The sequence below is a fragment of the Rhizobium sp. WYCCWR10014 genome, assembly GCF_001657485.1.
GTDB lineage: Bacteria > Pseudomonadota > Alphaproteobacteria > Rhizobiales > Rhizobiaceae > Rhizobium.
Genome location: NZ_LXFU01000037.1, coordinates 476,415 through 488,858 on the forward strand (window position 1 = coordinate 476,415; position 12,444 = coordinate 488,858).

Sequence of the window (12,444 nt, forward strand, 5' to 3'; positions counted from 1 at the left end):
AGCGCGAGCTCCCAGCCTACGTCCGCCTTTTCTTGCCTTCGAACGGATTCTCGGACGAGCGGAAATGGATGCGGATCGGCACGCTCGGCATATCGAAATCAGCGCGCAACCCGTTGATCAGGTAGCGCGTATAGGATTCCGGTAGCGCATCCGAGCGGGTGCAGGAGATCATGAAGGCCGGCGGGCGGGCCTTCACCTGCGTCATATATTTCAGCTTGATGCGGCGGCCGGAAACGGCCGGTGGCGGATGCTGGACCTGCTGCGTCTCCAGCCAGCGGTTGAGCCTGGCCGTCGAGATGCGCTTGTTCCAGACCTTGTCGGTATCGATGATCGACTGCATGAGCTTGTCGAGCCCCCAGCCGGTCTGGCCGGAGATCGGCACGGCGCGGATGCCGCGCGCCTGTGGCAGTAGCCGGTCGGTCTTTTCGCGCAGATCCGCAAGCACCGCTTGGCGGTCTTCGATCATGTCCCACTTGTTGAAGGCGAGCACGGCGGCCCGGCCCTCTCGCAGCACGAGGTCGACGATCTGCAGGTCCTGCTTCTCGAAGGGGATCGTCGCATCGAAGACAATGACGACGGTTTCGGCGAAGCGGATGGCGCGCAGCGCATCGGCAACCGAAAGCTTCTCCAGCTTCTCGATCACTCGCGCCTTGCGGCGCATGCCTGCCGTATCGAACATCTTGATGGTGCGGCCGCGCCAGTCCCATTCGACCGAGATGGAATCACGGGTGATGCCCGCTTCCGGCCCGGTCAAAAGGCGGTCCTCGCCGAGGAAGCGGTTGATCAGCGTCGATTTGCCGGCATTCGGCCGACCGACGATCGCCACCCTGAGCGGCTTCGTCTCGTCATAGGTTGGCTCTTCGTCCTCGTCACTGTCCTCGCCTTCAGTCTGCGGAATGTCGACATCTGTAACAGCGACATCCTCCTTGGCGGGATAGGCCCGGTCCTCGCCGATTGCCGCAACGATCGCATCGCGCAAGTCGAGCATGCCCTGGCCATGTTCGGCCGAAATCGGCGTCGGTTCGCCGAGCCCGAGCGTGTAGGCGTCATAGAAGCCGCTGTCGGAGCCTCGCGCTTCGGATTTGTTGGCGACGAGCACCACCGGCTTGCCGCGCCGGCGCAGCATCTCCGCAAGGTCGGTATCGACGGGCGTCAATCCGCTCTTGGCATCGACGACGAAAAGCGAAATGTCCGCCTCGTCGATCGCCGCTTCCGTCTGCGCCCGCATCCGGCCCTGCAGGCTTTCCGCGTCAGCCTCTTCCAGACCAGCCGTGTCGATGATCGTGAAAGTCAGGCCCATCAGCCGCGCATCGCCCGGTCGGCGGTCGCGGGTAACACCCGGCGTGTCGTCGACAAGCGCCAGCTTCTTGCCTACCAGCCGGTTGAAAAGTGTCGACTTGCCGACATTCGGACGACCGACGATGGCGACCGTGAAACTCATATCTTGTCCTTAACGCGATCAGCCCTGAGCGGCGGGCGCCTTGCCGGATGCGGTAATCAGATCAAGCATCATATGGGCGCGATTGGCAATATTGCGCGGGCTGTCGGTATCATCGACGATCGACTGAAACCATTGCCGCGCCTGCGCCATGTTGCCGGCTTTGTAAGCGGCAAGGCCGAGTGCCTCGCGCGCCGAATGACGGAAGGCGTTGCCCGGAACGGCCATTTCCTCGATTGCCGCCGAAACCTGTTCGTAACTGCCGTTCTCGATGAGCAACCAGCCGGCCCGCATCTTGGCGGCATCGCGCACGGCGGCTGGAACGGCATTGTCCTTGCCGATCTCGTTGAAGGCGGCGATTGCTGCGGCGGCATCGCCCTTCTGCACCTGCACGGTCGCGGCCCGCATGCGCGCCAGCACCGGGTAGGCGCCATGGCCTTCCTTCTCGAGCTTGTCGAGCGCGGCCAGCGCCTCGTCGTTCTTGTTCTCGTCGGCTAGCTTCATCGCCGCCAGGAACTGGTCGCCGGTGCCGGAGGAGCGGTTGTCGTCCCAATAGTCGTAGAGAACCTTGCCGGCGGTGCCGACGACGATCAGGATGGCGACGACGACGATATAGCGGCCGAACCGGCGCCAGACGCCCTTCATCTGGTCAGACCGCAATTCCTCATTGACTTCACGGATGAAGCTGTCGTCGTTGAATGCCATTCTCGTCTCCGGCCGCGGAAATACCCATACACCATGCAAAACGCATATTGTCGGGCCTTCTACTCCATTTTGCAGCCGTTGTAAGGGGGATGTGAAAGATTCGTCAGATGACGAGCGGCGAAACCCCGATCAACCATTCGTGCAGCTTCCAGATGATCAAGGCCCAGACGACGATGCCGATGACGATCGCATAGAGGTCGTATTTGGCCGAGACGAACGGTCGGAGCGTGATTTCGCCTGACCGCTGCCGCCGTTTCAAGGAAATGCGCAGGATGACGCCCCAGGCGAGAAAGGCGGTAAACAGCAGAACCGACGACGTCTCGCCATTGGCAAGCAGGTGCGCCAACGCCCAGATTTTCACCGACAGCACCATCGGATGTTTGGTCTTGGTCGCGATATGCCCCGCCGGCAGCAGCGAGGCGACGAGACAGATCATCGCGATCAGCATCAGCGTGATTGCTATATGCGCCATCCAGACCGGGGGATTGTAAAGCACGCCGGTCGCCTGCCGTGCCTGTCCGAAACCGTAGATCAACAAGATCAGCGTGGCGATGCTGGCAATGGAATAGGCCGCCCGCCAGCCCTTCTCGCCGAGGCTTGCGATCATCGAACGGCGAAAGTCCGGCACCAGCACCCGCACCAGATGCACCCCGAGGAAAAGTATGATGCCGACGATAAGCAATGTCATTGCGGATCCCTTCCGTGCAATTTGTCATGGCTTAGCGAGTTGCGCGAAAAAATGCCAGCGCGACCGCAGCTTCGCCGCAATTCTATCAGAGGGAAACCGCGAACAAATTGTCGCGGTGCCCATGTCTCGTTTCCTCCTCTCCGCCTGCCTTTCTGTTTCGCTCCTCGTTCCGGCAATTGCAGAGGCGGCCGACCGGCCGAAACAGCTCGTCATCATTTCCTTCGACGGCGCCCACGACAACGCGCTCTGGCTGAAGAGCCGCGAGATGGCGGCGAAAAACGGCGCCCATTTCACCTATTTCCTTTCCTGCACTTTCCTGATGAACGAGGCGGGGAAGAAGGCCTATCAGGCGCCGCACCAGAAACGCGGAAAATCCAATGTCGGCTTCGCCCAGACCGACGACGAGATCCGCGAGCGCCTCGGCAATATCTGGCACGCCCATCTCGAAGGACATGACATATCGAGCCATGCCTGTGGCCATTTCGACGGCCGCCTCTGGAGCGAGGCCGACTGGTCGGCCGAATACGCCACCTTTCATGCGACGTTGAAAAACGCCTGGAAGAGCGTCGGCCTGCAGGAGCCGGCCGGCTGGCAGAATCTGGTCGATCACGGCATCAAGGGCTTTCGCGCCCCCTATCTCTCGGCAACTGCGGGCGCTGACATGATCGCCGCCGAAAAGAAGGCGGGCTTCACCTATGATGCCAGCCTCGTCACCAAAGGGCCCGCCATGCCTGTCGAGGAAGACGGCATCATCCGCTTCGGACTGCCGCTGATCCCCGAAGGCCCGAACGACAAGCCGATCATCGGCATGGACTACAATCTCTTCGTCCGCCATTCCAAGGGTGAGGAAGATACGGCCGATTCCGCGGAATTCGAGGATCGCGCCTATGCAGCCTTCAAGGAGGCTTTCGACAAGCAATATGCCGGCGCCCGCATCCCGCTACAGCTCGGCTTCCACTTCGTCGAAATGAACGGCGGCGCCTATTGGCGGGCGCTCGACAGGCTGGTCAGCGACGTCTGCCACCGAACGGATGTGGCCTGTGTCAGCTATTCGGAAGCGATCCCGATGATCGAGGCCCGCGGGAAATTGCAGACGTCAGGTCTTTGATGGTGGCTATGGGCGCTGTCGAACCGGCAAGGCGCCCTAGGTTCCCTTGAACGAGATGAGGTGCCGTGCCGCCCCCTCATCTGACCCTTCGGGCGAGACGTCGCGACAAGTCTCTTCTCCCCAGCGGGGAGAAGGTGCCGGCAGGCGGATGAGGGGGGGGGGCGGCACGCAGGACATTTCCATCCTGCCACAATAAAACCCGCTAGCCCTATCGACCACCGCCTACCCTTCCCGATCCGGGAAAATCTTACCCATCAACCGTCGGCGTGCACGACGCCCGTCTCACGCTCCAAGTAGCGCTGATCAATCTCCGGCAGCGGTTCGTCGTCGATTGCCGCCTCGAAGGCCTTGAGGCGTTTGTGGATCGAGAGCAGTTCAATGATCGTCGTCCAGGAGTTGACGAGATACTGGAACGAATTGCTGACCTGTCCGAAGGCCGTCGAGATTTGCTGGAAGATACCGTAAGTGATGGTGCCCGCCACGATCGTCGGCACCAGCATGAAGACCACGAAAAGCGCGTCGGCTTGGATATAGAAATATCGGGCGACATTGAAATACATGTAGTGGAAATACATGCGGTAATAGTTCCGGCGAACATTGCCGAAGAGCTCCCTGACGGTCAGCGGCTCAGCCCGTTCCGCATGGTCCTCGCCATAGACGAGCTCCTTGCGATACGCCGCTTCGACGCGCTGGTTGCGGAAATTCAGCCCCGGCAGCTTGACGCCGGCGACCGCCAGCAGAAGCGTGCCGAACGCCGACCAGAACAGCGCCAGCCAAAAAAGCGAATTCGCCACCGGCCCGATGAACGGCAGCTCGGTCACGTAATGCGACAGCGCCAGAAGGATCGGAAGGAATACCACGAGCGTCATCACCGAGTTGATGAGGCTGATGCCAAGACCTTCGAGCGTGCTCGAAAAGCGCATCGTATCTTCCTGAACGCGCTGGGAGGCACCTTCGATGTGACGAAGTTTTTCCCACTTCGACATGTAGAAATTGTTCATCGCCGTTCGCCAGCGGAAGATGTAGTGGCTGGTGAAGAAGTCGGTCATAATCGATACGAACATGCTGAGGAATGCGATCTGGCAGAAGACCCACATCAGGCTGTAGAAATTGTCGACGGAAATGCCTGGCTGCTTCGACAATGCGTTCTGCAGGAGGTCGCCAAACGGCCGGCGCCAGTTATTGATCACAACGCTGATCTGGACGCCGAAGTAGGTCACGAAGATGATCAGTGCCGAACCCCAGATCGACCAAATCTTCCAGGGGTGGTTCAGCGCCTTCAGATGCCATGCACTGCAGAAGATCACCGCCGACAGAAGGAAATAGCCGTAGAACCAGACATTTTCGGGCATCAGGAAGAACGAAAGGTCGATCGGCTGCTGCTCTTCCGAAACCGGCGCATAACCGAGCGATACACCGAGGCTGGCGGCGAAGAGATACCAGCCGGCAATGGAAATCAGGGTCCAAACGACGAGCGAACTGAAGAACGCCTTTGGCTGCGGAAAAAAGGAATGAAACACGGGAGGCTTTGCTTTCCTGAACTGTGAGTCTCGGGAGTGTCGTCGAACACTGATTGTGCCGGAAACTAAGGCAGTTCGAAGGAAGCAGCAATGGGTTCGGCCGATTGTTACGGAGATGTAACCGGTTAAGAGATTTTCTTGATCACCGGCATCACCAGCGCTGCGCAGGCGACGAGTGCCACGGCGGCGATCACTGTCGGGACGGTGAAGCTGCCGCTACGTTCGGCGATCCAGCCGGCAACAACAGGCCCAACGATCTGGCCGAGGCCGAAGGCGGCCGTCATCATCGCCAGGATCCGCCGCGGACTGTCAGGCGAAAGCTTGCGGCCGATCTGCAGCCCGTAAGCGGTGATTGCCAGGAACGTCGCCCCGAATAGCGCCCCGCCGATCAGCGGTGCGACGGAAGGCGGCAGCGCTACGGTCGCAAGCACACCGGCTGCCTCGACCAGAAGGGCCGCGACGTAAACGCCCCCAAGCCCGAGCGGCTTGACCAGCGGCTTCCAGGCAAACAGCGCCACCGTCGCGGTCAAGCCGGCGATGAACCAGCAAAGGAATTCGACGAAGGGTCCCGTTGCAGAAAGACGTGCGATGGTGACGAGGAAGGTCGCGGTGATGACGTAGCCGAAGCCGAACAGGCCGTAGGACAGCGTCAGCAGCACCATCGGCCGGTTCCAGACCAGCGCAGGCTCCTTGCCCGACTGCGCCGATTGCGCCGGCGACGACGGCAGCAGCAGGAAAACGACGACGAGGCTTGCCGCGCAATAAAGCGCCCCGCCGATCCAGTCGGCGCGCCAGCCGCCCGGCCCGTCGTGAAAGCCGAGACCGATCAGAAACACCATGACCGAGGACAGCGCGATGCCCGCCCCCGGCCCGCCGAAATGCGCTGCTTGCACATGATCGTTGCCGGCGGCAGCCCCGTGGCTGAGCACGATCGACGATGTGAAGACCATCGCAAAGGCGCTGGCGACACCGGCCAGGAAACGAATGATGGCAAAGACGGCGACGGAATCGGTGGTGGCCATGGCGGCAAGCAGGATCGCGGTTGCCAGCAGCGACAACAGCGCCACCGGCCGCTCCCGCCCCGCCGCCCAGCCATAGGCTGCAAGCACGGCGCCGACGAGATAACCGACGAAATTGGCCGACGCGATAAAGCCTGCATCCGCTGCCGAAAGCGGCACGCCGCTGATCATACCGGGCAGGATCGGCGTGTAGGAGAAGCGCCCGAAGCCCATGGCAGCGGCCATCGCAACGGCGCCGGCAGCGGCGGTGGAGACAAGATTCGGCGGGGACTGACCGGTGCGCACGAGCATGCAGCGCTTATCGCGCTGCAGCACCCGCATCACAATCAAGTAATTCTGATCGATCGATCAATTTCCCGAAACATCAAAAATACTCGGTCGCTCTTGAAAGCTATTATCGTACGATATATGTTTTACGACATAGCTAACGATACGTCTAACGATGAAAGGAAGAGCCATGAGAGGTTTTAAAGGCGGCATGTTCGGCGGAGATTTCCGCATGGGCCGTAAATTCGCGGCCGGCGATCTGCAACTGGTCATCCTGGCCCTACTCGCTGAGCAGCCTCGCCACGGCTACGAATTGATAAAGATATTGGAGGAGCGTTCCGGCGGTTTCTATGTACCGAGCCCCGGCGTCATCTATCCTGCACTCACCTATCTCGAGGAAACCGGTCTGGCCGAGGTGGAGGCTGAGGGCGCCAAGAAGCTCTACCGCATCACCGAGGCCGGCCGCAGCCGCGTCGAGGAAAACCGCGCCATGATCCTGCAAACCTTCGCCAAGCTGGAACGCATCGGCGAGAAGATGGCCCATGTGAAGCGTGTCTTCGAAACTGACCGTCACGGCGCCGACGACGGCGATGACGGCGATTTCATGCAGGATGGCGGCGATATCCGCGCCGCCCGCATGCTGCTGCGCTCGGCGCTCAGGATGCGCTATCCCTGGTCGAAACCCGAAGCCGCCCGCATCGCAGGCATCCTCGAACGCGCCGCCACCGAAATCCTGCAAGGCGGCAGGCCGGGAACGCGGAGCTGAAGGTGCATCACTGGGAATGCCGCGCTCCCAAAAGCAACGTTGGGATGCCGCCAACGCTGAAGAGAGCCTCGTCCTAGCCCCCCGCAGGGGCCTCGACGCCTCGATGCACGCAAGGAGCAGCCTTGAGCGCGTCCTTCGAGGCTTCGCCCTGAGGGCTGCGCACCTCAGGATGAGGGACGTTGGAGAATGCCGCGTTCCCAACAGAGACGTTGAGGAATGCCGCGCCAGGCTGAAGAGAGCCTCATCCGGAGGTGCCCCGCAGGGGCCTCGAAGGACGAGGCGGGCGCTCCGACCCGGTGGGAATGAAGGCAGACGCCGGCCTTACGCCCGCGCATCCGGCAAGGTCAGAACCACCGGCCCGTTGCGTGTCGCGACCACCGTGTGCTCGTATTGCACGGTCGGCGCCTTCGGATCGGCATAGAGCGTCCAGGCATCGTCGCCGCCTTCGGCCCATGTCGTGCCGAGCGAGAGAAACGGTTCGACGGTGAAGACGAGACCTTCGGTCATCATCCGTTTTTCCGAAGGGTCCGGCCAGGTCGAGAGCTCGGCCGGCTCCTCATGCAGCGAGCGGCCGACGCCGTGGCTCGCCAGATTGGTGACCAGCGTATAGCGGTTCTTCTGCGCAAAGGCGCCGACGGCTGTGCCGATCTTTGCCAGCGGCTCGCCCGATTTGACCTGGTTGAGCCCGATCCAAAGCGCCCGCTTGCCGTCGCGGCAAAGCCGCTCGATCTTCGGCTTGACCGGCGGCATCGTAAAGGAGGCGCCGGTATCGGCGAAGAAGCCGTCCTTTTCCGCCGAGACATCGATATTGATGAGATCGCCGGCGCGGATGACCCGCGGGCCGGGAATGCCGTGGGCGATTTCCTCATTGATACTGATGCATGTGGCACCGGGAAACTGGTAGCAGAACTCCGGCGCCGAACGCGCGCCCGAATCCTCGAGCACCTTGCGGCCAATCTGGTCGAGCTCCAGCGTCGTCATGCCTGGCTCCATCGCCGCCGCCATCACCTGAATGGCGTTGGCGCAGATGCGGCCGATCTCCTTGAGCTTTGTCAGTTCGTCGTCGTTTGCGATAACCATTCGTCTGTTCCGGCCTTGCGCAGGGCGGCAGCGGCCGCCCTAGAGCATGATGCCGAAAAGTGTGAGCGGTTTTCGGACGACATCGTGCTCTAACTATCTAATTTAGAACAGGATGATTTTAGGCCGACCCGGTCTAAAATCATCCTGTTCTAGAGCGCCGCGCCTCCAACAGGAAGCCCTAGGGACGCTCTGTCACTTCGAATCTGCGCATACTCAGTTCAGAAAATCGATTCCGATTTTCGGCGTTATGCGCTCGTCAAGCCGTGGCTTTCGCCTCTTCGCTACTATCAGTCAACGCCTTTCTGACGATCGGCGCGACTTTCGTGCCGTAAAGCTCGATGCCGCGCATGATCTCGGCATGCGGCATCAGGCCGATCGCCATCTGCAGCAGAAAGCGGTCGTTCTTGAAGAGCGCATGATGGGCGATGATCTTTTCCGCGACCACCTCGGGATCACCGACGAAGAGCGCACCGTTCGGCCCGCGCGACATGTCGAAATGCGCCCGGTTCGTCGGTCCCCAGCCACGCTCGCGGCCGATGCGGTTCATCACCTCGGCTTGAGGCCCGTAGAACTGGTCGGCCGCCGCCGCCGTCGTATCGGCGATGAAGCCGTGGACATTGATACTGGTCTTCAGCTTCGACTGATCCTGCCCTGCCCGGCGCGCCGCCTCGCGGTAGAGATCGAAGAGCGGCGCAAAACGGCGCGGCTCGCCGCCGATGATCGCCAGCGCCACCGGCAGGCCCAGCGCACCGGCGCGCGCCACCGACTGCGGCGTGCCGCCGACGGCGACCCAGAGCGGTAGCGGATCCTGCAGCGGTCGCGGATAGACGCCGCGCCCGTTGATCGGCGCGCGAAGCTCACCCTTCCACTCCACAACCTCGCTGTCACGCAGCGCCAGCAGCAGATCGAGCTTCTCCTCGAAAAGTTGGTCGTAGTCTTCGAGATTGTAGCCGAACAGCGGGAAGGACTCGATGAAGGAACCACGCCCCGCCATGATTTCGGCGCGGCCGTTGGAAATCAGATCGAGCGTCGAAAACTGCTGGAAGACCCGCACCGGATCATCGGAGGAGAGCACGGTGACCGCACTGGTCAGCCGGATATTCCTGGTCTTGACGGCAGCCGCCGCCAGCACGACCGCCGGAGCAGACGCCGCATAGTCCGGCCGGTGATGCTCGCCGAGGCCGAAGACGTCGAGCCCAACTTGATCGGCAAGCTCGATTTCCTCGATAAGATGCTTCAGCCGCTCGGCCCCTTCCGCGCCCTTGCTGCGGGAGGGGTTGGGATTGACGTCGGCGAATGTGTAAAGCCCCAGTTCCATCATCGGCATCCTGTTGAATTCTCGGCTGAGATAAGGATGCCGGGGATAGAGCGCAAATACAAATTCTGGAACGGAATGTTCGAGAATCTCGATAGCGGCATGATGTCTTTGGCGATCTGGAAGACCGATCGACGACCAATTCGAATCTGAATTCAACGACTTCGAAGCCCCAGTGGAATCATCTTTCGAACCGCCTCAAACTTTGCTTCAAGCGTCAGGACGACGCGGTCTCACCACGCCGCCCCACCGCGCCGCTCACATCTTCGCCAGCAGCTCCGCGAGTTGGTCCGCAGCCTTGCCCCATCCCTCGTGGAAACCCATCTTCTCGTGCGCCTCCTTGTCCTCGGCGCGCCAGTGCAGCGCCTTGGCCGTATATTTCGTCCGACCGTTGCCGAGATCTTCGAGCAGGATAACGCCCGTGAAGAAAGGTTTCTCGGACGGCACCCAGGCGCTGGTATAGGCATCGGTGAAGACGATCTTCTCGTTCTCGACGATCTCGAGATAAACGCCACGGTTCGGGTATTGATTGCCCTCGGGGTCATGCATGACGACGACGCTGGAACCGCCGGGGCGGACGTCGAGCGTTGCTTCCGCCACACCCCAGGGACGCGGCACGAACCACTGCTTCAGCAAATCAGGATTAGTCCATGCCTTGTAGATCTTCTCGCGCGGCGCGTCGAATTCGCGAACGAGGACGAGTTCATGTTGTGTGCTGGCGGTCATTTTGACATCTCTCCATTTGAATGAAACCTGTTTCCTGTCAGGTTGTTACAAGGACGTGTCGAAGTTCGCCGTTCGACACCGCGCCGGCCTTTTCGCATTTTTATTTTGCGATCGGCTGCGTGGCCTCTTCCTGCATCTTGTCGATCTGCCGGCGGATATGGGCTGCCTCCGCCGCCGAATGGGCCAGTGCAATGGCGCGGTCGAAGGCTTCCCGCGCTTGGCTGGTCAGGCCAAGCTGCTTCAGCAGCCCGCCCCGCAGGCCATGATAATAGAAATAGCCGCCGAGTTTTTCGCCAAGCGGATCGATGAGGTCGAGCGCATTCTGCGCACCTTGGAGCTTGGAAACGACCACCGCCCGGTTGAGCGTGATTACGGGCGATGGCTGGAGACGCTCCAGCGCGCGATAGAGCAGATCGATCTCCACCCAGTCTGTATCCTCGGCGCGTTTTGCGCGGGAATGAACAGCCGCGATGGCTGCCTGAATCTGATAAGGAGCAGGCTTGCGGTGGCGCAGCGCCTTGTCAAGCAGCGCTAGCGCCTCGTTGATGAACGGCTGATTCCAGAGCGCCCGGTCCTGATCTTCGAGCAGCACGATCTCGTCCTCGGCGTTGAAGCGCGCCGGCCGGCGCGAGATCTGCAGGAGCATGAGCGCAAGCAGCCCCATCAACTCCGGTTCGGATGGGAAGATATGCAGCATCAATCGCGCCAGCCGGATCGCTTCGTCGCTGAAGGCAGCCGCCTCATGCCTGGGATCGGCCTGGCTGTAGCCCTCATTGAAGATCAGGTAAATCATTGTGCTGACGATCGAGAGCCGTTCGGCTCTTTCCTGCGGGCTCGGCGTTTCGAAGGGCACGCCGGCCTTGGCGACGCGCGCCTTGGCCCGGGTGATGCGCTGTTCCATGGCGCTCTCGGAAACCAGGAAGGCACGGGCGATCTGCGGCACCGAAAGGCCGGAGACGATGCGCAGCGCCAGCGCGATCTGCTGGGTCGCGGGTAGATCGGGATGACAGCAGATGAACAGCAGCCGCAGAATATCGTCGCGATAATTGGAATCGTCCAGCCGCTCGACGATGTCGCTTTCGGCATCTTCGGTATCGGAGATAACGTCCTCATCCGGCAGAGCCCGGATCTTCGCCCGCTTGCGCACCGCATCGATGCCGCTGTTGCGGCCGACGAAGATGAGCCAGGCTGTGGGATCGCGCGGTGGCCCTTTCTCCGGCCATGTCCGGATCGCCCTCAGGCACGCCTCCTGAAACGCCTCTTCCGCGGTATCGAGATTGCGGAAATAGCGCAGCAGTGCGCCGAGCGCCTTCGGGCGGGCCGATGCAAGCGCGAGGTCGATCCAGGCAATGTCTGTCATGATGAAGCATCTCCGGGCCTGAAGACGTAGAAAGGCCGAATTTCATAAGAGGTCGAACCTGGATTGACGGATGAAAGCTGCTTCGAGAAGGCGATCGCCTCGTCGAGCGTTTCAAAGTCGACGACGTAGAAGCCGAGAAGCGCCTCTTTCGTTTCCGCAAAAGGTCCGTCGATGACCAAAGGCTCGTCCTTGCCCTTGCGCACTGTGGTCGCGGCCGTCGTCGGCATCAGCCGGCCGACGGGGCCGAGTTTGCCGGATGCGGCAAGCGGCTCCTGCACAGCGTAGAGTTTCTCCATGACGGCAGCTTCTTCCTCCTTGCTCCAGGCGAAGACTGTTTCCTCATGCGCGTAACAAAGGATTGCATAAAGCATCGCTCACTCCTCTTCTTGAATGACGAAGGAGTAACCGCTTGGCCGACAGCGTGCATCAAAAAATTATTGATGGGAAATAAA

General features: G+C 61.1%; 12 protein-coding genes. 2 read left to right on the top strand and 10 right to left on the bottom strand.

Annotated features, from left to right (window positions below):
* Positions 1-16: 16 nt before the first annotated feature.
* From der to A6U98_RS19145, 3 genes are all read right to left on the bottom strand, one after another.
* Positions 17-1,441, bottom strand: a complete 1,425-nt coding sequence (der, locus tag A6U98_RS19135) for a ribosome biogenesis GTPase Der (protein WP_064652004.1) — start codon at positions 1,439-1,441, stop codon at positions 17-19.
* Positions 1,442-1,459: 18 nt separating this feature from the next.
* Entirely contained in the window at positions 1,460-2,143 is a 684-nt protein-coding gene (locus A6U98_RS19140) for a tetratricopeptide repeat protein (RefSeq protein ID WP_064652005.1), read from the bottom strand.
* A gap of 103 nt (positions 2,144-2,246) precedes the next feature.
* Entirely contained in the window at positions 2,247-2,831 is a 585-nt protein-coding gene (locus A6U98_RS19145; RefSeq protein ID WP_064652006.1) for an NnrU family protein, read from the bottom strand.
* A 121-nt stretch (positions 2,832-2,952) separates the two neighbouring features.
* Between A6U98_RS19145 and A6U98_RS19150 the strand changes: the two genes are divergently transcribed.
* A complete protein-coding gene (locus tag A6U98_RS19150) occupies positions 2,953-3,939 on the top strand; it encodes a hypothetical protein (protein WP_064652007.1) in 987 nt (328 codons plus the stop codon).
* Positions 3,940-4,193: 254 nt separating this feature from the next.
* Here the strand turns inward: A6U98_RS19150 and sbmA are convergent, their stop codons facing one another.
* Entirely contained in the window at positions 4,194-5,459 is a 1,266-nt protein-coding gene (gene sbmA / locus A6U98_RS19155) for a peptide antibiotic transporter SbmA (protein ID WP_064652008.1), read from the bottom strand.
* Positions 5,460-5,584: 125 nt separating this feature from the next.
* Positions 5,585-6,769: a YbfB/YjiJ family MFS transporter gene (locus tag A6U98_RS19160; RefSeq protein WP_197496406.1), complete on the bottom strand. Its 1,185-nt coding sequence runs from the start codon at positions 6,767-6,769 to the stop codon at positions 5,585-5,587.
* 166 nt (positions 6,770-6,935) lie between these two features.
* On the opposite strand from A6U98_RS19160, the gene A6U98_RS19165 reads away from it, so the two are divergent.
* Complete coding sequence (locus tag A6U98_RS19165; RefSeq protein WP_064652010.1) at positions 6,936-7,511, top strand: PadR family transcriptional regulator; 576 nt, start codon at positions 6,936-6,938, stop codon at positions 7,509-7,511.
* Positions 7,512-7,832: 321 nt separating this feature from the next.
* Here the strand turns inward: A6U98_RS19165 and map are convergent, their stop codons facing one another.
* From map to A6U98_RS19190, 5 genes are all read right to left on the bottom strand, one after another.
* Positions 7,833-8,591, bottom strand: a complete 759-nt coding sequence (gene map, locus A6U98_RS19170) for a type I methionyl aminopeptidase (protein ID WP_064652011.1) — start codon at positions 8,589-8,591, stop codon at positions 7,833-7,835.
* Between the two features lie 256 nt (positions 8,592-8,847).
* Positions 8,848-9,909: an LLM class flavin-dependent oxidoreductase gene (locus A6U98_RS19175; RefSeq protein ID WP_064652287.1), complete on the bottom strand. Its 1,062-nt coding sequence runs from the start codon at positions 9,907-9,909 to the stop codon at positions 8,848-8,850.
* Positions 9,910-10,164: 255 nt separating this feature from the next.
* Positions 10,165-10,632 (bottom strand): SRPBCC family protein, encoded by a 468-nt coding sequence (locus A6U98_RS19180; RefSeq protein WP_064652012.1) that lies wholly within the window; start codon positions 10,630-10,632, stop codon positions 10,165-10,167.
* Positions 10,633-10,732: 100 nt separating this feature from the next.
* Positions 10,733-11,992 (bottom strand): RNA polymerase sigma factor, encoded by a 1,260-nt coding sequence (locus tag A6U98_RS19185; RefSeq protein WP_064652013.1) that lies wholly within the window; start codon positions 11,990-11,992, stop codon positions 10,733-10,735.
* On the bottom strand, positions 11,989-12,363 hold the full coding sequence (locus tag A6U98_RS19190; RefSeq protein WP_011653034.1) for a YciI family protein: 375 nt from the start codon (positions 12,361-12,363) through the stop codon (positions 11,989-11,991). The genes A6U98_RS19185 and A6U98_RS19190 overlap by 4 nt, the downstream gene beginning before the upstream one ends.
* Positions 12,364-12,444: the final 81 nt, after the last annotated feature.

Bases quoted from the DNA above. Each gene is read 5' to 3' on its own strand.
- A6U98_RS19150 (WP_064652007.1), top strand. From the start codon at position 2,953: ATGTCTCGTTTCCTCCTCTCCGCCTGCCTTTCTGTTTCGCTCCTCGTT.
- map (WP_064652011.1), bottom strand. From the start codon at position 8,591: ATGGTTATCGCAAACGACGACGAACTGACAAAGCTCAAGGAGATCGGC.
- A6U98_RS19180 (WP_064652012.1), bottom strand. From the start codon at position 10,632: ATGACCGCCAGCACACAACATGAACTCGTCCTCGTTCGCGAATTCGAC.
- A6U98_RS19165 (WP_064652010.1), top strand. From the start codon at position 6,936: ATGAGAGGTTTTAAAGGCGGCATGTTCGGCGGAGATTTCCGCATGGGC.
- A6U98_RS19175 (WP_064652287.1), bottom strand. From the start codon at position 9,909: ATGGAACTGGGGCTTTACACATTCGCCGACGTCAATCCCAACCCCTCC.
- A6U98_RS19185 (WP_064652013.1), bottom strand. From the start codon at position 11,992: ATGACAGACATTGCCTGGATCGACCTCGCGCTTGCATCGGCCCGCCCG.
- A6U98_RS19190 (WP_011653034.1), bottom strand. From the start codon at position 12,363: ATGCTTTATGCAATCCTTTGTTACGCGCATGAGGAAACAGTCTTCGCC.
- der (WP_064652004.1), bottom strand. From the start codon at position 1,441: ATGAGTTTCACGGTCGCCATCGTCGGTCGTCCGAATGTCGGCAAGTCG.
- A6U98_RS19145 (WP_064652006.1), bottom strand. From the start codon at position 2,831: ATGACATTGCTTATCGTCGGCATCATACTTTTCCTCGGGGTGCATCTG.
- A6U98_RS19160 (WP_197496406.1), bottom strand. From the start codon at position 6,769: ATGCTCGTGCGCACCGGTCAGTCCCCGCCGAATCTTGTCTCCACCGCC.
- A6U98_RS19140 (WP_064652005.1), bottom strand. From the start codon at position 2,143: ATGGCATTCAACGACGACAGCTTCATCCGTGAAGTCAATGAGGAATTG.